Raw genomic sequence first — 24,545 nt, 5'->3', positions numbered from 1 at the left:
GCTCAGAATTTTCGCGACCACTCTTTGGGCCACCGTTCAATAACCACTTTGGTTTGTGTAAAAAACTCAATCGCATGGCGACCCTGTCCGTGCAGATCCCCAAAGAAACTATCGTTCCAGCCGCTGAAGGGGAACTGCGCCATCGGCGCTGCGACACCGATATTGATGCCGATGTTGCCTGCATTTGCTTCACTGCGGAATTTCCGTGCACTGGCACCACTACCGGTAAACAGGCAGGCCATATTGCCGTAGGCATTTCGGTTGATGAAGGCCACCGCCTCTTCCACCGTTGCCAGGTTAATTAAGCTCATAACCGGACCGAATATTTCGGTCCGGATAAGCTGCCCATCCAGCGGCACGTCGGTGAGGATGGTAGGTCGGATGAAATTACCCTGCTCAAAACCTTCGATGGCAGCCCCTCTCCCGTCCAACAATACCGTCGCACCTTCTTGCGTACCCTGCTCAATCAGGTGCTCAATCCGTGTCTTGCTCTCCTTCGTGATCACTGGCCCCATTTCTACCCCTTCCGTCAGACCGTAGCCGGTTTTCCGGCTTTTTGCTGCTTCATACAGCGCGTCCCTAATCTGTCCCCGTTGGTCGCCTACCAAAACAATATTTGACGCAGCCAAGCAACGCTGCCCCGCACATCCGTATACACTATCGGCGATGATCCGGGAAGTTGTCTCCAAATCCGCATCGGGCAGTACGACGACCGGATTCTTGGCACCGCCCTGTGCCTGCACGCGTTTGCCATGCTGTGCCGCTTTCGCGTAGATATACCGGGCAATTTGCGTAGAGCCAACAAAGCTGATCGCTCTGATCCCCGGATGTTCCAATAGCGCATCGACGGTCTCCTTCCCGCCATGCACAAGACTGACCACGCCGGCAGGCAAACCGATACGGTCAATCAGTCCCATCACCTTCTGCATAGTCAACGGTACTTTTTCCGACGGCTTGATGAGGAAGGTATTGCCGCATGCAATTGCATAAGGTAAAAACCAAAAGGGAATCATCCCCGGAAAGTTAAACGGCGCAATGCATGCGCAGACGCCCACCGGCTGCCGGATGACAAACTCGTCGATGCCCCGTGTGATATTTTCCGAAAATTCGCTTTGCATCAATAAGGGCGCCGCACAGGCGGTCTCCACGTTCTCAATAGCACGTTGCAGCTCGCCGACCGATTCGGCCCTCGTCTTACCGCATTCGTTGGTGATGGTTTCCGCCAGCTCTTCCAAATGTTCTTCCAACAATGCCTTGAGGCGGTATAAGGGCTGCACACGCTGCATCACGGGCACCTCTGCCCATGCCGCGGCCGCTCTCGCTGCCGCTGCGACGGCCACATCGACATCCCGGACCGTACCTCCGCCGTAGGGTACACGTGCCATGCATTGCTGCGTGGCGGGGTTAATTACGTCAATGGCCTGCCGCTCGTTACTGGCACGCCATCCGCCATCGATATAATTCTGTAGTAATTCCATGCATTTAGCTTTTAACATTTCCCAATAAGATATAGATAGCCACCGTAATCAACACCAGTAGGATGGCAAAAGGCCGTGTATAGCGCCACGCCTCCATTGAAACCGTTTCAGCCACCGGATTCTCCGCGGCGACAACGTCTCTCGGATACCACCACGAAACCGCAAACATGACCGCCATATTCAGCAAAAACTCGATTCCCCATACATGCACGAAATGAATATCGATCTCAATGACGAACGTGCAAAGCACATAAAACACCAGTCCGGTGATCAAGGCGACTTTTGCTCCCTGGGCGGAGATGCGCTTAAAGAAAAATCCCCCCAACATGATGGATGCGATGGGAATGAAGAAAATCCCGTTTAACTCCTGCAACAATTGATAGAGCCCATCCGGCGCGTTTGCGACAAAAGGAGCGGCGATGATAGACGTGATGGCCAGTACCGTAGCCACCACCCGGCCCATACGCACCAGCGTACGCTCGCTGGCGTTTGTATTGATCAACCGCTTATACACATCGATGCTGAATATGGTAGATGCACTGTTCAGCACGGCATTAAACGTGCTTAGTACGGCACCGACGATGACCGCCGCAAACAGCCCCAACAGCGGGATAGGCAAAACGCGCTTCACCAATGCCGGATATACCAGATCCTGCTGGTCGTAATAACTATCCTGGAAATAATAGTAGCCGATAACCCCCGGCAATACGATAATAAATGGCACCAGGATTTTCAACAGGCCGGTATAAAGCAATCCTTTCTGCGCTTCTTTAAGATTCTTGGCTCCCAGAACACGCTGGACAATGGTCTGGTTCATGCACCAGAAATACAGTTGGTTGATCACCAAACCGGTAAACAGCGTGCTGAACGGCAATACGGAATCTTCCGTCCCGATGACGTTAAACTTCTCCGGGCTGTTTTCGAACACCGTAGCCAAACCGGCCAAGGGATTGCCATCGCCGATGTAGATAAGTGCCAACACGGGAATGAGCAGTCCCCCGATCAGCAGCCCATACCCATAGATAACGTCCGATATCGCCACTGCTTTCAATCCACCGACAATTGCATACGCAGCACCCAGGCACCCGACCACCACGACGGTGATCCAAAGTCCCTTGTCCGTGCTGACCTCCAGCAGGGTGGAAAGGTTGAAAATGCTTTCAAGGTTGATGGCTCCCGTGTAGAGAACGATGGGCAGCAGGGTCACGGCGAAGGAAACCATCAAAAAAAGCGCGATCAGCGAGCGGGTTCCTTTATCAAACCGCCGCTCTAAGTATTCCGGTATCGTCGTCAAGCCCATCCGTAGGTATTTCGGCACGAAGTAGACGGCGGCGACGATAAGAGCCAAGGCCGACGTCACTTCCCATGCGATGATGATAAACCCGTTTTTATAAGCTGAGCCGTTCATGCCGACCAGGTGTTCGGTCGAAATATTCGTCATGATCAATGAAGCGGCGATGACCGGCCCCGTCAAGCTGCGCCCACCCAGGAAATAGCCGTCCTGGGTATGGAGGTCGGCTTTCCGCATACGCCACCACGCATAGCAACCTACAAAAAGCGTAAAGACAACAAAACTCAGTATGGCCCACATAGGCAAAAGGATTAATTAGATTATAAGTGATGACGTTGCTTGGCTTTTTGTCGCTGGGTTTCCTCGTATGCCTCCCGCACTGCGGGCGTTTCCGATACCGCAGCGATGGGTACCTCCCACCACGCATGCCCGTATCCGGCCATTTTTCGTTCGGGCACCGACTCGACGTAGATGACCGTGGTCTTGCTGCCGGTCTTAGCCCGTTGCAGGGCATCCCTCAACGATGCCACGTTGTGTGCGCGGATGACGTCGGCACCCAGGCTTTCGGCATTCCGTGCGAGGTCCACCGGCAGCACGTCACCGTCGAGCAGCCCCGAACCTTCGTCCCGTGCCCGATACTGTGTACCGAAGCCTTCCGTTCCCAACGATTTGGAAAGCCCGCCGATACTGGCGAAACCATGGTTGTTAATCAGGATGATCGTTAGCTTCACGTCCTCTTGTATGGATGTCACTAGCTCCGACGACATCATCAAATAACTTCCATCGCCGACCATGACATATACTTCCCGCCCCGGGTCGGCCATCTTGACGCCCAGTCCGCCCGCAATTTCATAGCCCATGCACGAGTAGCCGTACTCCAGGTGGAAACCCTTTGGATTGCGCGTACGCCATAGTTTATGCAGGTCGCCAGGCATGCTGCCCGCCGCACAAACCACCACATCCTGCGGTGCGGAAAAGGTGTTGACCATCCCAATAACCTCTGCTTGGGAAAGCCGCCCTTCCTCTTCCGGCGTATAGGCTGCTGTCACCTTGTCGTCCCAGCTGCGGCCGTAAGCCGCTACCCGATCCCGATAGTCCGACCCTACACGGTATCCGGCCAATCGGTCTGCCAAGGCTTCCAACGTAGCCCGGGCGTCTCCGGTGAGCGGCAATGCCGACTGCTTATGGGCATCAAATTCAGCCACATTGATATTGATAAATGCAACATCCGGATGCCGGAACGCCGTCTTCGATGCGGTGGTAAAGTCGCTGTAACGCGTGCCAATTCCGATAATCAGATCGGCCTCTGCACTGATGGCATTGGCTCCTTCGGTGCCGGTGGCGCCCATCGCACCCAAGTGATGCGGATCGTCATAAGCCAGGGATCCTTTTCCGGCAAACGTCTCGGCCACCGGTATGCCCGTTGCATGGACAAAGGCACGCAATGCATCCGACGCCTCGCTATAGATAACACCGCCACCGGCTACGATAAGCGGCCGCTTGGCCGCACGGATCTGTGTTGCCGCCCGGTCCAACAGCGCAGCGTCAGGCAATGCCCTGGGGATGAACCATACCCGCCGATGAAAGAGTTCCTCGGGATAGTCAAACGCCTCGGCTTGTACGTCCTGCGGTAGGCAGAGAGTAACCGCCCCCGTTTCAGCAGGAGACGTCAATACCCGTAGGGCCTGCGGCAGGGAGGCAATCAGCTGTTCCGGTCGGTTGATCCGGTCCCAAAAACGTGAAACCGGACGGAAACAGTCGTTAACGGTTACATCGGGTGCAAGTGGATATTCCAGCTGTTGAAGTACCGGATCGACGTGGCGACTGGAAAAACTGTCACCCGGCAACAACAGTACCGGCACCCGGTTAATCGTGGCAGCAGCCGCGCCGGTGAGCATGTTGGTCGCGCCTGGACCGATCGATGAGGTACAAGCTAATGTGGATAAACGGTTTCTGGCCCGGCTGTAGGCCGCAGCCGTGTGCACCATCGCCTGTTCATTCCGGGATTGATAATAGCGTAAAGCGGGATATTCAAACAATGCTTGACCGATCCCGCCTACATTGCCGTGGCCGAAGATACCGAAGCATCCGGCAATAAATTTATGAGTCACCCCGTCTCGCTCAACGTATTGCCGGTCGAGGAAACGGATGACCGCTTGGGCGGTGGTTAGTCTGGTGGTTTTCATCGTTAGTCAATATGGTTATCAATCGGTCAGAAGCCCCCGTGTTGTTCGATGAATGCCAACGATTCATCCAACGTAGGCATAAAATTGGCACACCCTGGCTGCAACACTACCTGTGCCCCACTGGCATTACCCATGCGGCACGATTTATACAGGTCCCACCCATTGAGGTAACCGTAGATGAATCCCGAGGCAAACGCATCGCCCGCTCCTAGGATATTCAACGGCACCACCGGAAAGCCCGGTACATCTTCGCGTCTGCCGGCGGCATTGTACACGCTTACCCCGTTGGATCCACGCTTGACCACTAACACGTTTACGCCCAGTGCCAGTACCCGCTCGATCGCTTGGTCAATGTCTCCGCGGACGGTCGGTGCCGAAATTTGCTGATGTTCAATGGTTACCTGCGAGGCATCTTCCAACATGGCAGCCAACAATTCTTCTTCGGTTCCGATCGCAATGTCGATACGCGGCAGCAATGCTCGGACCATAATGCCAAACGAACGCACATCCGACCATTGGTCGGCCCGGAAGTCGATGTCCAACAACGTGGTTGTGCCCTGTAGCTTCGCTTGCTCTGCCGCATGGAAGACTGCACTCCGGCTGGGTTCCAGGTTAAGTGCGGTACCCGACAGCTCAAGCAGCCGGATATCGCTCATGTTAATGGCGTTGACATGGTCCACGGTGATCTGCGAATCTGCCGCATTGTTGCGGTAAAACACCAGCGGAAATGTATCCGGTGGCTGGATGCCCAGCAGCACTGCGCTGCTGCGTGCACCGGGGATACGTGGAATAAATGTGGTATCCACCCCTTCCCGCCGCAGAAAATTCAGGATAAAATCGCCAACCTTGTCTTCACCCACACCGGTAAGCAACGCCGCGCGCAGTCCGAGCCGGCTGCATCCCGTTGCAATGTTAAGGGGTGAGCCGCCCACAAATGCGTCAAATCCGGTAATATCGATAAACTCAGCGCCGATATCCTGTGAATACAGATCGATGGACGACCTTCCTACGGTCAATACGTCATATGTTTTCATCGCATTGTTTATTTTCCGTTCATTGCAGCAGTAACCATCGGAATACGCTCGTCCGTGCCTGTCCATGTCCCAAAGATCCAGGCATGGTCGGGATCGGGCGTATTGGCCAGGGATTGATCGGATCCGGCAAGGAAATTCAAGTAATAGACATCATACCCGTGCCCAGCTACCACCGGATGGTAGCCCTGGGGCACCAATACCACATCGTTGTTGCGCGCAATCGCAACCTCATCCAACGAGCCATCGCTGGTATATACGCGTTGCATGGCATAACCCTGCGGTTTGGCAATTTTATAGAAATACGTTTCTTCCAGCCGGGCTTCCAGCAAGGTGCCCGCTGCATCAACCAAACGTTCGTCGTGTTTGTGCGCCGGAAACGAGCTCCAATTGCCCGAAGGCGTATAGACTTCAACAGCGACCAGCCGATGGCAGGGAAAGCCCGGGCCGAGCAGGTCATTGATCTGCCGGGTGGCGTTATCGCCTCCGCGGATTTCGACCTGCACCTCCTCGGGGCGCTTAAACACAGGGTCGAAGTCGCGATCGGTCTCGCACCAGCCGTACGCAATATCCAATACGTCGCTTTCGGCGGTCAACCGGAACGTGGTATGGCGCGGCAGATACAACGTATGCGCCATGCCCGAGAAAACATCCCGGCGTCCATTGCCGGTCTGCCAGCTGCCCCTATCCGTATTTACGTGGTAGTTGCCGCTCAGCAGAACAATCGCATACTCGTGATTGCCCGTATTCCCCACCCAAGTGTTGCCTCGGGGAAGCTGCCGCGCGGCAAAGTTCAGGTATTGCCACCCACCGTCTTCACGCGTAATGTACTGGTAATGTCCAGCCGCTTCGTCAGCCTTAATAAGTAACGGACACTTTTCGTCTCGCTTCATAGTATATGAGTTAGTCTTCTATGAATTAGTCTTCGTTCAGTAAGCGGCCCCCTGCAGGAAAGTTTTTGCCTTCCCGGTGGATCCTAACTTCTCAAACTTATCCATACAAAGTTTTTCCAGCTCGTCGATGTATATCCTGCCCGGCACTAAGGGATCGAATAGTTCCGGCTGCTGGACAAAGAATTCGCGGTGCACGCGAGCCCACAGGACCCGCAGGTCCGTCGCGATGTTGACCTTGCAAACCCCCAACCCGATAGCCCGGGCGATCTCGTCGTCCGACACGCCCCGGGATCCCTGCGCCAGCCGACCACCCGCCCGGTTAATACGCATCAGCTCATCCCGGTCAACCGATGATGCCCCATGCAGTACCAACGGAAATTCCGGCAGGCGCTGCTGGATGGCCGCGAGGATATCAAACCGTATCCCTTGATCACCCGAAAATTTATACGCTCCATGACTGGTGCCAACTGCCACCGCCAAACTGTCACACTGCGTTTGTTTCACGAAATAAGCCGCGTCTTCCGGTCGGGTAAACCGGGCCGATCCTGCGTCGACCGCCAAGTCATCCTCCACGCCGCTCAATACACCCAGCTCCGCTTCAACAAAAATACCAACCCGGTGTGCCGCCGCCACCACGGCACGTGTGCGGTTTATATTTTCCGCCATCGGTTCGTGAGAGGCATCGATCATAACCGATGTATATCCGCCTGCTTGCAGGGCTGCTTCGACATGGGCTTCGTTTCCGTGGTCCAAATGCAACGCATAAACTACGTTCGGATAGGATTTCGCAGCCGCGGCAATCATTCCCAGCAACATTTCGGGGCGGGCATAGTCACGTGCTACCGGTGTCGTCTGGATAATTATGGGTGATGCGCTGCGACTGGCCGCACGGAAAACACCCGACACTTGTTCCAATGTAAACACATTGATCGCTGCAATGGCATACTTACCGTAACAGTCGCTGAACAAGGTGTCGGGTGTTACTTTCATGCGGATTTGTTTTAATCGGTCATGCAATAAAACGATAATTCGCCCAAACATCCAAGCAAAACGCAGGCAATCCGCACGCAAAGGTTTGCATGCTCCAGCTTATTCACCATCAATTATAACCCTCATTTTGAGTGAACGCATCGGAAGCATCCATCGTAGCCTGCGGAATGGGATAAATCCGCCTAAACGGTTCAGACACCGGTTTAGCTGTATAGGCATCCTCGAATTTCCCAAATCGGATCATCTGTTTACGTCGATTCATCTCCCAGTACATTTCGTAGCCGATTTCGTTGTAAAGCGTCTCTTCGTCCAACGCATCGATGGGCTTGCCGGGCGCATTGCCAAAAAGCGCTTCACGCGTCCTGCTGGTCCGTAGCATGTTCACATCAGCCAATGCTTCATCGATCAGTCCTTTCCGGAAATAGGCTTCAGCGCGCATGCAATAGATACCACCCAGACGGTACAGCGGAACATCCACTCCCGTCGTCCCATTTCCATTCTCGGGGTCAAACTCCCACTTGAATACGCGCGCACCGCGATTGATCTGTGCTTGGGTAAACACCGATTGGGCCGGATTGTCAAAATCCAGTTCGGGCGTAAAGTCCATGGCAAGTGTGGTATTCTTTTCGCAATACAGCTTGTTCACCTTAATGCGCCCGTCATTGGTCATCTCAAACACGCCACTGGGAAGCAGCGTTGGGCCATACTGCTGCCCGGCCATGATCCCCCGATTGAAATGGAACCATGGCAGTCCATCGCTATTGGGTACGATACTCGTAGCCGGCACGCTCACATCTGTACCGTCGTTCATAAACCAGGTACCGTCGTCATATTGATAGTGCCGGTGAAACCGCGGGTCGTCAAAGTTACCCTCCCATGAATAGTAAAATTCAGGGGTGATGCAGGAGGCATTCGTTCCCCGGTTAGCGGGCGATGGTTTTTGATTGCGTTCCATGGGCATATACGCAAAATCGTTATCGCTGCCGCGCAATGTATTATTGTCCTGCGATGCCACGAAAATCATTTCGGGACGGCCTGCGTTGTCGATGTCAAAATTCCTGAAATAATTGCTTTCGAGATTAAACTGACCCGATCCGATGAGTGCCGATGTATACTGGATCACCTTGTCCATATCCGTTCCGTTGCCATCTAAAGCCTGCGCATTGAAGTTGAAATCCGTTGCATAACGATCCTTGAATACCGCACGGTTCAGGTACATTTCGGCCAACAGGCCGTATGCCGCCTGCTTGGTAAAGCGCCCACTGTGGGTAGACTGCTCACCCACATTTGCCAAGTCGGGCACGATCGCCTCTACCTGTTGGATCAGCTCATCGATTGCCGTGGCGGCCTGTAATACCTGAAACGGTGCATCCGCTGTTAACGGATCCCGGTAGGGCGCCTGTCCAAAAAGGTCGAGGGTGTGGAATGTATAAAACGCCAACAGCCCCTTAGCTTCTGCCAGAAAAAGTGCTTTTTCTGTAAACTCCTGTCCGTTTATGGTGCCGATGGCAGTAAGTGATTGCGTAATACCGTGGGTTAGGTTATTCCATGTACCGTCAATCACCCCCTCATTGGGGCTCCATGTAAATTCGTGGAAAACGCGCCACCGGCCGCCGTCGCCCCAATCACTTCCGCGGGTCGGCAACAACGCCTCGTCGGTGGAATATTCCTGCAGAGCGAAAACATTACCATGATCGACAAACGTCGCGTTGCTGAGCCGGTTATAGGCAGCCGCTAACGCATTCTCGGGCTTAGCACTTTCCGAACCCAACACCTCGTCGATTACCTTTTCTTCCAGGTTTGTACAACCCGCCACGACGACGGCCAGGAAGGTGCAAACCAACTTTTTCGATTTAACTAATTTCCTTGTCATGTCTCTATGGATTAGAATTTAATCGTTGCGCCCACCATAAACGTCTTTGCCGGGGGATAGGTGGTATAATCCACACCCAACGACTGGTTTCCGCCCACGCTCTTGGCCGTATTCACCATCGGGTCGTATCCGGAGTATCCCGTCAGCGTGAGCAAATTTTGCGCACTGACATAGATATTCACAGACTGCAACCAACCGAAGTTTCTCGGTGCCAGTGTATAGCCCAGACGGACGTTATTGAGCCGTATAAAATCGGATTTCTCCAGATACAGCGAAGACAATTGCACGGCGTTGGTCGTACTGGCTCCTGCATCGTAGTACTTGGCCAACACATTCCGATCGGACGCCAAACTATTGATGTTTAAGTTGATAGCTGTATTGTTCACCAGATATCCGCCGGTCTGTCCGATGATGGAAAACGAAAAATCCAGCTGTTTGTAACGCATCTGGCTGTTTAAGCCGAAGTTGAAATTCGGGATCGCGCCTTCGAAAATCTGCCGGTCGTCTGCATTGATCGCCCCATCACCGCTTATATCCTCAAAGATATCTTTCCCCTCGCTATCATATCCGAGATGTTTCAGCATAAAGAAAGAGCCTGCTTCGTAACCACTTTTATAGATATTCGCGTACACCGAAGACAAACCCGGACCGGAAATACTGCCTGAATAAAGTTCGGAAACCGGTAAGTCTTCGATCGTGTTGGACAATGTCGATCCATTCACGTCGACCGACCAGTTAAACGCCTGCGTGCTGATAAGCTGCGAACCCAGCGTCAATTCTATTCCCTTATTGACCAAGCGGGCATCTACATTTTTCCAAACCGTGGTGGTCGGGCTCAGCGGCTCAGAAGGAATGTTTAATATCGGATCCTTGGTGGTCTTATTATAGTATTCCAACGCGCCATACAGCTTGCTGTTCCAAAAGTCGAAATCTAACCCGATGTTAAATTGCTCTACTACTTCCCATTTGAGTCCCGGGTTGGCCGTCCGGTTCACGTCGGTACCGTTAATCAACGCGAGGTCCCCGTAGAGGTAATAACCCGATGATGGCGAGAGCGAGTAGCTTGCCTGGGTAATCTTATTAGGCACCTCCTGGTTGCCGGTTTGGCCCCAGCTGGCCCGTAACTTCAATTCGCGGATGCCGCTGATTTCCTTTAGGAACCCCTCACGTGAGAGCACCCAACCCACCGCAAAGGAGGGAAAATACCCATACTTATTGTCTTCGCCGAAACGCGTGGAACCATCGGCACGGAGTGATGCTGTCACTAAATACCGGTCATCAAAATTATAGTTCGCACGTCCGAAGAACGACTGCAGTTCATTCTCCTGAGCAAATCCACCGGGATTGGTGGGAATACCCGAATAACCCGGGTTATGCTCGGGAGCTACGCCCTCCCCTTGATTGGCAATGTTCTCCATACCAAACGATGTGCCTGAAAATTTGAACTGCTGATAGGAAAACCCGCCGAGGAGCTCCACTTGATGCTTATCGACGCTTACGTTGTAGGTCAGGTAATGGTCCAGCAAGGTGGTTAATGACGACCGGTTATTCTGCACATAGGCCCCCAACGGTGTGCGGTCGGTAACATTCGGATACATCGTCGAGCTCCGCTCGGAAGTCGATTTGTCGATGCCGTAGTTGAACCGATAATCCAAGCCCGGCAAAATGCGCAACGTAGCTTCCACGTTGCCCAATACACGGAACGTGTTGGTCTTATCGTCAAATACGTGCAAAAGGTAAGCTGGGTTGTAGTGCGCATTCATATTGAAGTTGGTATATTCACCGTTTTCGTCGCGCACACTCCGTGTCGGGTTGGCCATCAGGGCATGGATGATGAGCTGGCCATCTGATCCCGCCGTATTGCCGTTCGGAACGCCTGTTTCGTCGATATCACTGGCCGTTAGGTTCATTTTCACTTTCAGGCGATCGTTATCGAAAAACGATTCTTCGGCATTCAAGCGCGCGGTTGTCCGCCTAAAGTCGCTTGATTGCACGATTCCTTCTTGGTCCATGTACGATACCGAAGCCATGTAGTTGCCCGATTCGGTAGCCTTTGAGAAGGAAACATTGTGATTTTGTGTCAAGGCATTCCGAAGGATTACATCCTGCCAATCTGTATTCCCGCCATGGTCATACGCCGGGTCGGGCAGTGCAGCCCGGTAATCAGCAGCAGATAGCACATCCAGCTTCCGGATTACCGAAGACGATCCGATGTACATGTCGTACGTGAGTGTCGGTTCGCCGCTCCGCCCCCGCTTGGTGGTAATCAAGATCACACCGTTCGATCCGCGTGCGCCGTAAATGGCAGCCGCGGAGGCGTCCTTTAATACGGTTACGGTTTCTATGTCACTTGTATTAAGGAAATTCAACGGGTTTTTCGCTTCCGAACTACCTAGTCCGAAGTTGGCCCCGCCTGCGCTTACGCTCTCATTGCTCAGCGGCACCCCATCCACCACAAAAAGCGGGGTGCTGCCACTGCGGATCGAGCCTACACCCCGGATGAATACATCAATGCCCGCTCCGGGTTCACCGCTCGATTGGGCGATGCGCACTCCCGATACTTTACCCTGGAGCAGATTATCGACCGACACACTCACCCCTTGCTTGAGGGTTTCCCCTTTCAACTGGGTCAATGCGCCCGTCACGTCGGATCTCGCTTGGCTGCCGTAACCGACCACCACAATTTCATCAAGCGAATTGCTGGCTTCGGCCAGCGTGATACGCAAGGACACACCGGATACGGCAACCTCCTGCGTCACGTAGCCTACGTAGGATACCGTTAGCTTTTCGCCTTCGCCGGCATCCAATGTGAATTCACCGCGATCGTTGGTCGTCGTCGCACGATTGGTGGAAAGTGATTTTACGGTAGCCCCCGCTACCGGTGCGCCATCGGCGCTGACCACCACGCCGTTGATGGGTCTTTGCTCGTTGGCCCACAAAAAGCCACCCCACGAAAACCATAGCAGAGCCGCAATTAGGAAGATTTGCTTTTTCATATCAGGTTTATCTTTAAAAGTCGCACGTATACTATTCGACAAAACAGACATCAGCCACTACCGGCAAATGGTCCGAGGGATACCGTTGGCTTTTTGCATCGGTCAACACCGCATATTTTAACACCTCAAACTGCCTACTTACAAACACGTAGTCGATGCGGTTCTTCATCGGGGCGGTAAACCGGAACGCATTGGTGGTACCAACCGGACCGTACGGTGGCTGTTTGGTTATCGAATACGCGTCGTGCAACAGGGCTGACATCCCTTTGATCTGTTCGGTCTCCGGTGTTGAATTAAAATCCCCGGTACAGATCACCGGGGCATCCTTCGCGATTTCCTTGATTTTCGCTACCATCAGTTTTCCCGATTCCTGGCGAGCAACCACCCCTTGGTGATCGAAATGCACGTTGAATACATAAAATTCTTTTTCCGGTATTGTTGTGAAGTGAGACCCCAAAAGTTAGACAAAAACTTTTGGGGTTCACCTCACTATTTGAGATGGCCTGTTTTGTTCAAATCTTAAATAATCTCATACGGAACATTGAACTAAGGTATAATAGATACAATCATCCCGTTTTTATAATTAAAAGTATTTGATCCCGGGTTAAATCCATTTGCGTCGTAATACCCGTCGTAAGTTCCTCCCCATCCCCAATTTATATGCAAACGATTAAAGAAACCGTTTGGGAGCCATTCATATTCAGTTGTATACGGATCTCCATCGTCCTCCCATTTATGACAAATTTCCTGCCCACCACCATTATAACCATCAGCAACCCAAGCGTGCCCATCTGCGTAAACATTGAAAAACCACCATTTATCTTTACGGCCACCGCTTAAAATCACCGGTCTGCCCTCCCTTATATTATTAAAAACAACATGGGGAGTATAAGTACTATTCCACACTGCAGATGTATAGCCGAAGGTGTTTTTTAGAGCTGTCGCCGCTATTGAAGTTTGAGTTCCTGACCCATTACAATCGTAATCCATCGAAACTGCAGTGCCAATATTTGCCATCAAGGTTGCTGTTGTAGAGCTTCCTGTATTATTAGGCATTAATGCCCAGTTATATGAAGTTGGATGTTGATGGTATTTCATCACCTGTGCAACAGCCGTTGCGACGCATCCCGTGGGAGGCCTGCCATTTGAATACGATGAGCATCCCATATTTGTTAATGCATTGTTGTAACCGACGCCTTGCGCCCAAGTAGTAGAAAGAAACGGGCCATGGGATTCAGAAAAATAATGAATTTGACCATCATAAGTACATTCGGGGGGTGGCTGATAAGAATTAGTACCCATAACTATGTCTGAACGAAAATTCATTGCTTCCCATTCGGCTTTTATCTGTTCAGCTTGGCTAAGCTTTTCGTTCCTAACGACCTTCACTATTTCATTTGTAGTTGAGAGCCATCCAATCAATCCAGCTGGATAAGATAAATTAGAATCTATTGGAAATGTTCCTGTATCCGAATAAGCCAAAATAGGAGCCAAGCGGTCATCACCGGAAACAATACTAAAGCCACCTTCCTCAAAGTTGAAAATGTAAAGACTAGGATCTTTCTGTTGAAAATTGACACTGAGGAAACTTTCAATGTTTTTTGAAGATTTGAGAGTACTAGGATCGATATCCATAGAAAGTGTTATTGTGTTCTCTCCAGATTTTAATTTTGGGCGGAACATAGCATCCAAAACTGCAACTTTCTGTGCTTGCTCCAGAGTAACCAAATGGTTATGAATTTCACCAATGTCAACATTTGGTGTTCTAAATTCTGACTTTTCGCATGCACTAAATACATAAGTCGCGAGAAGAACATAAACTGAAATCTTTGCTTTCATAATTTAATTATTTAACAGTTAGCGAATTATTTACAAAGTCTTTGTAATTGAAAAAGTTCTTAATTCTGAAAAATCCTCATTCCCTGATTCCCACTTCAACTGATCATTATACCAGATCTTTATACTAATAACTGATTGTCCATTCCGATGGAACTCGCTTTTAATAGTATCAATATCTGAATCACCGTAATCGATAAACGTAAATGGTGCTTCTAAATCTGAATTCAGGAAAACTCTTAATATTAATTGTTCTTTCTGGTTCTTTAGTATGGCATATCCCTTAGGATAATCTAAGTTTGGCCGATTAAAAAGTTCCTTTTTTCCATTTACTAGATAATAAATTTTAATATTTTCTTCTTTGAAATTGTCCATTTCTAAAATATTGTTCGCCCTTGGGTCGAGAACTAAAATATCTACAGTTGCATCGACTACAATTAACTTGGCATCGTTCTCGCAACTAAAGGCAAGAAAAATAAAACTCATTACGAATAGGTAAGATATTCCTATCATGATATTGGTATTTGATGAACAAATTATTTGCTCCCTCGCGAACGGCTACGGTCTGTTGCTTCGTGCCGTATGAGATGTAAGAAACCTCAACGATGTGCTCGCCCGGCGTCACCGTAAGTGAAAATCGGCCTTCGTCATCCGTGGCCACACTTCGTTGCCCGCCCGCGATACGCACGCTCGCTCCCGAAAGCGGTGCTCCCTGCACATCCGTTACCCGGCCCACGATGCGGCCCCTTTGTTGAAGGGTATTAGGAGTGGCTAACGCGTGCAGCCAAGGTCCATTTATAAAGATGATAAGATAAAGTAAAGCTATTCTTACATACCATTTACCTACTAATAAACGATTCATTATACACGAATTTTTGCCTTCAAAAGAGTCAGATTCATTCTTTTCTTTATCTTTGAAGGCATGGTGATACCTATTGTATTACTCATAGAGGGATTACAGTCTCAGATGTCCAGTCTATCTGCTTTCCCACACCCTGAGCAGGTACGTCACTATGCCGTACCTGTTCGCTTTTTATCAACAGATCACAATCTTTTGCCCTCCTCTTTACTAATGAACTTGAAACTTATTGGCATATACCGTTATCTATCGAAAGAAATGATATGACCTAGATGCATACACAATGATACCGCGTATACAAAAACTGGTGATTAAACCTGAGTTACGTTTAGTTTAACTGACTGAACCGGCCAATATCTTTTTATCATCTATAATTGTACTAACAAAGCTAATTGGTTTGCCCCCAATAAATCAAGCAATTGAGCAGTTATCTCAACGCAAAGGTTTGCGCGATAATTGCTAGCGGTGTTATTTTACTTCATCAGGAAAAAATACATCAAACATGCTATCAATCTGAAAGGTACGAACTCCCGCGTCCGAGAGGTTCTTAATGGATGTCGCGCCTTTACCCAACACATCGCCTTGCTGTGTCCATGCGTTGACCGCACCTACTACCGCAATGCCGTGACGTCCGGCCCACCGGACATCGTCCGCACTGATGTCGTTTGAAAACAAGTAATAATCAGATGCGTTAAAGTCACTCCGTTTCCGATTGGCTTCCAATTGCCGCCGCGTACAGCTCAGCGAAATCTTGCCACGATAGAAGTCAGTCGATTCATCGGTACCTATCATCATGGCATCGGCCAGCAAGCCATACGTAACCAGCATTCGCAGGAGCCTGCCGTGCAAGACGGTGTCATTGCCCGGTATTTTGAGGTCGATCATTACACCTATACGCCCACTGGCTTTCGATAAAATTTCTTCTAAGCGGTGTACCCGATTATCCCGATCACCTTTGAGTCTGCGCATAGCCGGCCATGTCATTTCGGTTACAGGCGTATCGATCCCGTAGTATCGAAGAAAAGTACGATCGTGGTGCGCCACAAAGACGCTGTCCTTACTCATACGCACATCAATTTCTACCCGACAGTATCCACGGCGGATGGCTTTTTCCAAAGCCTGTAAACTGTTTTCAGCTGTGTTCTCGTCCACGACGCCCCCACGGTGGGCAATAAGCCGGAAATCTCCAAAACGTCGATCCGATTGACCATGCGTTTGGCGAATGTCGAAACCTGAAAAAAACTCGGTACAACGTTCGATCTGATCGGTATTGATAATATCAACTCCCATCGTATGCAGTGTACTCCAAGCGGTAGGTCCGTCGGGAGTGCCCCAAAACCGGATTTTCTTACCCAATCCATGGGCTTTCTCGATGGCGTCGGCCACCTGCTTTTTCTCTTTGCCGACCAAGGCCCCTTTTCCGTTCCAGCTAGCATAGCTGGAGAATGGTGCACTGATGAACGCCACCCGCTCCAATTGATGGGAGGTATACCCCGTATTGAGCCGCCCATCAAACTGGATAAAACGGGGGAAATCATCAAACGATGCCGGAGGCGGCATATCACCGGAAATAACGACCGTTACTGCATAGGGATTAACCGTCGCATCGAACACCTCTGGATGCCTGGCAATGAGGTCTACGATAGGACGCAGGGTGCTCGCCGCTGGCGTTTTCAAATCGATGAGCAGCACAAACCGGCTGTCCGAAGCTGTCCAGGCCCGTCCGCCATTGGAAGCAAACACAGCTACAATAGGCTTGATGTATAAGGATTCTAACGTACGGTGAGGTTGCAAATCCTCCAGATCATGCCCTACCAATAAGCGACCATCCGCCGTGGCAAACACATCTGCTTCAATGGTATATGCCTGTTGGTCATAGGCTTGGTAAAACGGCATCGGTTGTTCGTAATCGTTGTGCGCGTGTATCAAGACACGTCCGTGTTGGGCAGCCAGAAGCAGTGGTGCAGAACAAGCGAACAGCAATCCGACGCATCCGAGAAAGCGCATGGTATTCATCGGTTAATACCCTTTATTTTGTTTCAGGTTTTCACTACTGGCAACTTCGCGCACCGGAATGGCAAATACATGGTGTACCGTGGGGTCGAACTGACGTGCAGGCCACACTTCTATTTCTTCCAAGGAGGAGATAGCTCCCCCTGCAAGATTTACCTTAAATCCATGCAGTGGCTGTGCATACGTCGCCTGAGCATCACCCCAGCGAACAAGGTCAAGGTGGCGCCACGTACCCCACTCAAAGGCAAATTCCACACGCCGTTCATTCTTCAGTTGTGCCTTTGTCGCTTGGCTATTGCGTTCCAGTCCGGCCCGCTCCCGGACGTCGTCCATCAGCCCTTTCGCCACGGGATCTCCCTCACCATTTTTCCAGATCAATGCTTCGGCCTTAATGAGTAGGATCTCTGCATACCGCATCAATGAGATGTTGAGGTCCGTGGTCATGTTGTTCCCATCCGGATTCACGGTTTTGCCGATGGCGTCAGCATCCCGGAACGGCGCCAGGTACTTCCGTAAGGTCATTCCGGTCGGGCTCGAAGTGGAGGACGGGTTCACTTGCCAAATAATATCATTGCCAATGAATGAAACATGATCACCGGGTGCCACAATGGTAGCGGCCCGGCGTTCATCCCCTTCCTCAAATGCGTTGTATAATTCCAGTGTTGGCTGAAAATATCCCCATGTGTTGTAGTAGCCAAAACCAGCGTTTTGGAAGGAAATGCCTGGCCATTTCGAACCATCGATCTCATTGCTCGTTACACTGAGTATATACTCAGGACTCCAGTTGTTTTCGATTTCAAACACATCGGCGTACTTGTCCAGCAGCCGGTGTTTCTGCGAATTGATCACCTTGTCGGCATAGGCGATCGCAATATCGTAAAACGACGCATCGTACTGTGCCGCATATAGCGCTGCCCTTGCCGCGAAACCCCATGCCGCAGTTTTGTGAGTCAGTCCCCAGTCGCTTTTGGGAATATCCTCGAAAAAAGGCAGGTATCCCGACGCCTTTTCCAAATCGTCAATAATCATTCGGTAATTCTCGAGTACCGACGCCGGACGCGGCACATCGATTTCCTCCGTCGGCGTACTTTCTGTCACGATGGGTATTCCCCCATTGGGACCGTTGTCGCCGTACCAAGGGGCAAGCCAGAGGTAGGCAAACGCACGCCAGAAGTAAGCATTGCCCAATACGGTATTGCGTACTTCGTCGGAAATAGCGGTTGCCTTCGGAATATCAGCAAGTATCCGGTTGGCGTAATTGATGGTTTGGTACATCTGCGGCCAATTGTCGCGCACATCCCGCGACGTAGACCCGTTATCGATAAAGTTTTTGATGTTGGCCGCCTCTGCCTGCGTGCGGCCCGTTACCATATCATCGCTTGCATTCTCATACCAGAAAAACCCTCTACCCGTGGTTCCTTCTCTGTACTGCCATTCATATAAGGCATACACCGTTTGCATGGCCTGCTCATCGGACATACCACTTAAGTCTGAAGGTTGACCATATGGCTCGAATTCCAGAAATTTGTTACAAGACGTAAACACAACCAGTGTGATCGTCGTTATCATTGAGATCTTCTTCATCTTCAAAACGGCTATTTGCTTCTTAAAACGAAACGTTAATTCCTAAACTGAACATCCGCGATACGGGAAACCGACCGCCATCGATCCCTAAGTTGCCTACTTCGGGGTCAAACGCCGAATAATCGGTGATCGTCAACACGTTTTCGGCATTGGCGTACACCCGTATATCGGTCTTGCCCACTCCACCGATTCGGTCGACTACACTACGGGGTAGCGCGTACGACAGGTTCACATTCTTCAACCGCAGGTAATCTGCTTTTTCTAAGAAATAGGAGGATACTTTTGAATAGTTGCCATTCGGATCATCGATAAAAGACAACCTCGGTACTCCGGAATTAGGATTGTATTCAAATGATTGCAGGATGTCTGTGGTCATATTCCAACCTTTCAATCCGGAGGAAGACATGGCCCGTACACCATTGAATACATTTACGCCGGAAACCCCCTGCCAAAATAGGCTCAGACCGAACCCTTTCCACGTGGCTCCCAGTGTAAACCCATACGAAAAATCAGGATAATCATAGGCGCCCATGTATTGCCGGTCGCCATCGTTGATGATACCATCATTATTGAAATCCACGAAACGGATATCTCCCGGTTTCGCTGCGGGCTGGATTAACGATGTTTCGCCCGTTTCGGTATGGGTATGGGTGTAGTTGTTTATCTCTTCCTGCGTCTTGAAAATTCCATCGGCTTCGATCAGGTAATACGAGTACCAAGGCTGCCCCACGACCGATTGCAAGGGCTGCATCGAGTTTACACCCTCGGAATGCGGCACAATCGTTCGCTTGCCCAAATTAAGCACTTTATTCTTCACAGTTCCCAGATTTCCCCGGAAATCCAGCCCTAGATCACCGAACTGCTGATTGTAGGCCAATGAAAATTCAAATCCCTTATTCTCAACCTGCCCGATATTGATTTCCGGAGGGGAGGCCACACCTGCTACGGATGGTACTGGCAACGGCTCGATCAGGTCGTTGGTCTTCTTATTGAAATAATCAGCGGTCAAATTGAGTTTATCATTGAAAAAACCAATATCGATCCCAAAATTCGCCTGTTCAGCGCGTTCCCATTTCAAGTCCGGATTCGGGATGGTATTTTGATAGAGGCCAAACACTCGTCTATCGGAGTTTTCTCCGAGGAACAAACCATAATCTCCTAGCCGATAAGGCGGTGCATAAATGAACCTACGAACCGATCGGACATTGCCCACTTGCCCCCAGCTAACACGGAGTTTAAGGAAACTCAATGCGTCGCTCTGTGGCATAAAGGGTTCAGAAGTGACCTTCCATGCCAAGGATGCTGCGGGGAATATATCGGAATTATCATCGGGGTTCAGCTTGGAAGAAGCGTCCCGCCTTACACTTCCGGTGATAAAATAACGATCGTCGTATGAATAGGAGAACCGGGCCAAATGCGAGATGATGGATTCCTCCCAGATAGATTCGCCCGGCCTGTCAGAACTCCAGTCAGATGCGTTTTCAAACACCACATAGTGCGGATATTCGAACTGGTAGCCGCGGGTGTATACATTGTGGCTCCGCCCCGTGGAATAATTCATCGTAAAGGCCCCTAAAGCAGACACATAATGCTTTCCATTAAACGTTTTCGAATACGAAAGAATATTTTCCCAGTTCCAGTTCTTGTCCAATGACGAACCGATGTTGTGGTAATTTTCGTCGATGGTCCTTCCCGGGGCAGTGAATCTTCCCGTGAAGGTTTCCCCACGGAAACTAGAAGTGTTGTATGAAAAATCCGACTTAAATTCCAATCCATCTATGGGTTTTATGCTCAATGAGGATAGCGAAAACACCCGGTTAGTGGGATTGTGCTGCCGCGTGTTAAGCAATTGGGTAACCGGGTTCAGCAGATCGGCTTCCACACTGAATCCTTCAGCCAGGGCCCACCGCGGAACCGTCCCACTCGGGAGTCGATTGCCCAAGTCGTCGTATTCATACATTTCATTGAAGCGTGGGTACGCCATGGCGCTGAATACCGCACCGGTATGACCTGATCCGATTTCACTTTGCCCGTTGCTGTATCCGTAAAGTAAACTCTGATTCAAGCTTACCCATTTATTGATTTTGAAACCGAGGTTCAGCCGTGCCGTCAGGTTTTTATTCCACGTGTTTAACAACGTACCTTCTATGTCGTCATAAGCAAGTGATGCCAGGGCATTCAGTGATTCGGTTCCTCCGCTGAGGGTCACGTCATAATGTTGCATGCGGCCCGATCGAAAAATCTCGTCGACCCAATCGGTACGGGTTACATTGCCATAGGAAAATTGCGCGGGGTCATAAACCGGCGGGAGGTTTCTTCCCGCTGCCATCGATGCGTCTTTCCACAATCGGTTGAAATCTTCTGCAGAAAGTACTTCCGGCGTCCGCCAAGCCTGCTGTACACCGTTCCACGCATTGACATCCACGCGCACCTCGCCTGCCCGAGCTTTCTTGGTTGTGATGACAATTACGCCACCCGAACCGGCATAAGCACCGTATATGGCAGAAGAAGCCGCATCTTTCAATACAGTGACCGATTCAATATCGGCCGGATTGTAAGGTGCATTGGGTACGCCATCAACGACATACAATACCCCATCGCCGGAGCGGTTACCCCGCCCACGTATGCTGATATCACCGGTAGAACGCGGGTCGCCGCTTTGTTGTACGCGCACACCGGGCATCTCGCCCTGCAAAATGTTACCCAATGTGGCTGGACGCCCTTTGAACCGTTCGCCAACGTTGATGGACGACACTGCCACAGACAAGTCTTGTTTCCGGTTTACCGCGTATCCAATCGCTACGACTTCATCCAGCACGCTGGCTTCTCCCCCCAACTGCACGTCGACGGTCGCCCGTCCGGCCACATATTCTTCCACGGAGGGAAACCCTACATAAGAAAATATCAGTACGGCGTTTGCCGACACCTGGATGCTGTACGCACCCTGTGCGTCGGTCATGGTCGACCTATTCGATTGCTTTTCAGTCACCGTGGCACCTGCCAACGGCTCGCCCGAGCTTTGGTCCGTAACCCTGCCCGTTACCGTACCTTGTGCATATACGCTGCTGTACAGCGCAGCGAATATCAACAGCACCGATAGCTTTAAAAGATAAACTTTCCTCATATTAACGATTTTAATTAAGCGGACTACTTTCCGCGACAAGTATACATACGGCATTAAAACTTTGGATTAACTCCATGTTACGGTTAGCCCACTACGAAATTGCTATTTCTTTAAACTTATAATTGCATAGCAAACTAATCGCTTTTCATGCAATAAATCAAGGGGTTCTCTCGTCCTACAAACGCAAAGGTTTGCGTAAAGGCATGCCCGCATTTGGTTATACGGTATATCTTGACGAACTTAGGGACATCGTAACGATTCGACGACCAATTAATAACCCCAAATGCAGAAAAACCGCCAGACGACCATCATTGACATCGCGAAACAACTGGGTGTATCCCCCTCTACAGTCTCCCGAGCACTTCACAACCATCCTTCAATCAGTGCGGAGACCAAAAAGAATGTATTGGCACTGGCCGAAAAGTACAGTTATCAACCTAACCTGCTCGCATTAAGCTTGCTTAACAAAAGAACCGGCATTATCGGCATTGTGGTACCGGAGATTACTAGCTACTTCTTTGCTACGGTCATCAGCGGTGTGCAGGATATGGTTTCTTCTGCAGGGTATAAGTTATTGATCTGCCAATCCAACGAGTCGTTTGAAGAGGAAAAAAAATTATTGCAGGATATGGCCCTGCTTCGTGTGGACGGGGTGTTGATTTCTCCGACTTTCCGCACAAAAACATTTGATCATTTTGATCGACTGAAAAGCGCCGGAATTCCGCTCGTCATCTTCGATCGCGATTGCCCGCACTATAAAGCGGATAAGGTACTTGTAGATAGTTATGACGGGGCTTATCAAGCCGTGGAATACCTCATTAAAACCGGCCGGCATAATATTGCTCACATTGCAGGTCCCATTGCCTTCCCGACTTTTAAGCAACGCCTCGATGGCTACCTGAATGCGCATTATGACAACAACATACCGATCCGGTCCGAACTAATCGTTTACAGCGATGGCTTTTCTTCGGATTACGGCGTGGATGCGTTCGTGCAACTTGTCGCGCGCAACAAAAAACTGGATGCCCTCTTTGCCGTTAATGATGCCGTCGCCATCGGTGCCATGCGTGTCATCCGTGAAAACGGATACCGGATACCGGAAGACATTTCCGTAGTAGGCTTTGACGACGAATCCTATGCACAATACTATTTTCCACCGCTCTCTACCGTTTGGCAGCCCGTTTATGAGTTGGGAATGCTTTCTGCTAAAATCCTGCTCGATCACTTTGCCGGTAAGGCGCTGGGGGAGCGCTTCCGGTATGAAATATTGAAGCCTGAATTAGTTATCCGCGAATCATCCTTATCGCTGAGCTGAAGTTAGGTAGTCATGCGTCTCACCAGATCTACCGGGCAAACCACCGGATCGCCGATCGGGGTAATGGGGCCGGAAGCAGGATGCTGCAAAGCACCGATCAACGTTTCAGCGACTTTGTCAGCCATCTCATGTGGATACTGCTCAATGGATGTAATCGACGGCGAGATGATGGATGTTCTCGGGTCGTTGGAATAACCAATGATCCGAAGGTCCTCGGGAATCCGGATAGCACGTTCCCGCGCAAATTCTACGGCCGCAATCGCCGTGGTATCATTTGCCGCGAACAGGCCGTCGGGTACATTTTCGCCGTCAAACAGCTTACGCAAACTGTTCCAGGCATTTTCCATTGTCAGCTCATGGTGATACACCCATTCTTCACGCAGACTGGCTCCGTGTTTAGCCAATGCGTCCATGAAACCACGTGTACGTTCATGATAAATGCTACAGGACAAGGGACCGCTGATGTAGGCGATCCGCTGACAGCCTGCCCCGATTAAGTGATTGCCGGCTAACAGCCCCCCGCGATAGTCATCGCCTTTAATAATGTACGATGGCGTTCCCTCGGATGGGACGCGATCGTAAAACACGAGGGGAATGCCCTGCTTCAGGAACCCTTCGAAATGTGAAATATCTTCGGTATACAGGGTAAGCGACACAACCAATGCGTCCACACGCGCGGAATACAGGGAATTTGCCAGTTCTCTTTCCAATTTTACCGAATCATTGGACTGACAGATCATCAGGTTGTACCCGGCGGCCTGCAATTGCCGCTGCAACGAGGTGATAAAAAACGCGTGGAAGTACATCGAAATTCGGGGGACGATCAACCCGATTGTATTCGAGCGCCGATTGCGGAGCGAGGAAGCCATGCTGTTATGCCGATAGCCCATTTCCATGGCTTTCTCCTTTACGCGCTTGCGTGTGGCCTCACTGATACGCAAATTATTATTCAGTGCACGCGAGACGGTTGCCGGCGATATGCCCAGTGCCTTGGCGATATCAACTATGCTGTTTTCAGACTTCGGTTTTCTTGGTGTCATGACGTAAAAGCCGTAAGTCCAAAACAACAGTATTTT

At 50.6% G+C, this 24,545-nt stretch carries 17 protein-coding genes; 1 reads left to right on the top strand and 16 read right to left on the bottom strand.

Annotated elements, in window-relative coordinates; genetic code table 11:
• Positions 1 to 2: 2 nt before the first annotated feature.
• The 15 genes from ACFQRK_RS12640 to ACFQRK_RS12570 all read right to left on the bottom strand — a co-directional run bounded on the left by ACFQRK_RS12640 (position 3) and on the right by ACFQRK_RS12570 (position 22,154).
• Entirely contained in the window at positions 3 to 1,478 is a 1,476-nt protein-coding gene (locus ACFQRK_RS12640; RefSeq protein ID WP_379007175.1) for a CoA-acylating methylmalonate-semialdehyde dehydrogenase, read from the bottom strand.
• 4 nt (positions 1,479 to 1,482) lie between these two features.
• On the bottom strand, positions 1,483 to 3,069 hold the full coding sequence (locus ACFQRK_RS12635) for a solute:sodium symporter family transporter (protein ID WP_379007173.1): 1,587 nt from the start codon (positions 3,067 to 3,069) through the stop codon (positions 1,483 to 1,485).
• Between the two features lie 20 nt (positions 3,070 to 3,089).
• Positions 3,090 to 4,955, bottom strand: a complete 1,866-nt coding sequence (gene iolD, locus ACFQRK_RS12630) for a 3D-(3,5/4)-trihydroxycyclohexane-1,2-dione acylhydrolase (decyclizing) (protein ID WP_379007171.1) — start codon at positions 4,953 to 4,955, stop codon at positions 3,090 to 3,092.
• 26 nt (positions 4,956 to 4,981) lie between these two features.
• Positions 4,982 to 5,989 (bottom strand): 5-dehydro-2-deoxygluconokinase, encoded by a 1,008-nt coding sequence (gene iolC, locus ACFQRK_RS12625; protein ID WP_379007169.1) that lies wholly within the window; start codon positions 5,987 to 5,989, stop codon positions 4,982 to 4,984.
• Positions 5,990 to 5,997: 8 nt separating this feature from the next.
• Positions 5,998 to 6,879 carry a 5-deoxy-glucuronate isomerase gene (iolB, locus tag ACFQRK_RS12620; RefSeq protein WP_379007166.1) on the bottom strand — a complete coding sequence of 294 codons (882 nt, stop codon included), beginning with the start codon at positions 6,877 to 6,879 and terminating at the stop codon, positions 5,998 to 6,000.
• A gap of 36 nt (positions 6,880 to 6,915) precedes the next feature.
• On the bottom strand, positions 6,916 to 7,869 hold the full coding sequence (locus tag ACFQRK_RS12615; protein WP_379007164.1) for a ketose-bisphosphate aldolase: 954 nt from the start codon (positions 7,867 to 7,869) through the stop codon (positions 6,916 to 6,918).
• A 109-nt stretch (positions 7,870 to 7,978) separates the two neighbouring features.
• On the bottom strand, positions 7,979 to 9,742 hold the full coding sequence (locus tag ACFQRK_RS12610) for a RagB/SusD family nutrient uptake outer membrane protein (protein WP_379007163.1): 1,764 nt from the start codon (positions 9,740 to 9,742) through the stop codon (positions 7,979 to 7,981).
• A gap of 11 nt (positions 9,743 to 9,753) precedes the next feature.
• Entirely contained in the window at positions 9,754 to 12,738 is a 2,985-nt protein-coding gene (locus ACFQRK_RS12605; protein ID WP_379007160.1) for a SusC/RagA family TonB-linked outer membrane protein, read from the bottom strand.
• 31 nt (positions 12,739 to 12,769) lie between these two features.
• Complete coding sequence (locus ACFQRK_RS12600) at positions 12,770 to 13,195, bottom strand: endonuclease/exonuclease/phosphatase family protein (protein WP_379007158.1); 426 nt, start codon at positions 13,193 to 13,195, stop codon at positions 12,770 to 12,772.
• A gap of 89 nt (positions 13,196 to 13,284) precedes the next feature.
• A complete protein-coding gene (locus ACFQRK_RS12595) occupies positions 13,285 to 14,577 on the bottom strand; it encodes a C10 family peptidase (protein WP_379007156.1) in 1,293 nt (430 codons plus the stop codon).
• A gap of 30 nt (positions 14,578 to 14,607) precedes the next feature.
• A complete protein-coding gene (locus tag ACFQRK_RS12590; RefSeq protein WP_379007154.1) occupies positions 14,608 to 15,087 on the bottom strand; it encodes a hypothetical protein in 480 nt (159 codons plus the stop codon).
• Positions 15,035 to 15,436, bottom strand: a complete 402-nt coding sequence (locus ACFQRK_RS12585; RefSeq protein ID WP_379007151.1) for a carboxypeptidase regulatory-like domain-containing protein — start codon at positions 15,434 to 15,436, stop codon at positions 15,035 to 15,037. The genes ACFQRK_RS12590 and ACFQRK_RS12585 overlap by 53 nt, the downstream gene beginning before the upstream one ends.
• A 465-nt stretch (positions 15,437 to 15,901) precedes the next feature.
• Entirely contained in the window at positions 15,902 to 17,449 is a 1,548-nt protein-coding gene (locus tag ACFQRK_RS12580) for a glycerophosphodiester phosphodiesterase family protein (protein ID WP_379007148.1), read from the bottom strand.
• Between the two features lie 3 nt (positions 17,450 to 17,452).
• Positions 17,453 to 19,030 (bottom strand): RagB/SusD family nutrient uptake outer membrane protein, encoded by a 1,578-nt coding sequence (locus ACFQRK_RS12575; RefSeq protein WP_379007147.1) that lies wholly within the window; start codon positions 19,028 to 19,030, stop codon positions 17,453 to 17,455.
• A gap of 22 nt (positions 19,031 to 19,052) precedes the next feature.
• Positions 19,053 to 22,154: a SusC/RagA family TonB-linked outer membrane protein gene (locus ACFQRK_RS12570; RefSeq protein WP_379007146.1), complete on the bottom strand. Its 3,102-nt coding sequence runs from the start codon at positions 22,152 to 22,154 to the stop codon at positions 19,053 to 19,055.
• 283 nt (positions 22,155 to 22,437) lie between these two features.
• Between ACFQRK_RS12570 and ACFQRK_RS12565 the strand changes: the two genes are divergently transcribed.
• Positions 22,438 to 23,469 (top strand): LacI family DNA-binding transcriptional regulator, encoded by a 1,032-nt coding sequence (locus tag ACFQRK_RS12565; RefSeq protein ID WP_379007144.1) that lies wholly within the window; start codon positions 22,438 to 22,440, stop codon positions 23,467 to 23,469.
• A gap of 2 nt (positions 23,470 to 23,471) precedes the next feature.
• Here the strand turns inward: ACFQRK_RS12565 and ACFQRK_RS12560 are convergent, their stop codons facing one another.
• Complete coding sequence (locus ACFQRK_RS12560) at positions 23,472 to 24,509, bottom strand: LacI family DNA-binding transcriptional regulator (RefSeq protein ID WP_379007142.1); 1,038 nt, start codon at positions 24,507 to 24,509, stop codon at positions 23,472 to 23,474.
• Between the last annotated feature and the right edge of the window lie 36 nt (positions 24,510 to 24,545).

The sequence above is a fragment of the Parapedobacter sp. GCM10030251 genome (genome assembly GCF_042666505.1).
GTDB lineage: Bacteria > Bacteroidota > Bacteroidia > Sphingobacteriales > Sphingobacteriaceae > Parapedobacter.
The sequence above is the reverse complement of the archived record's forward strand: the minus strand, read 5'-3'. Positions and strand labels throughout refer to the sequence as shown.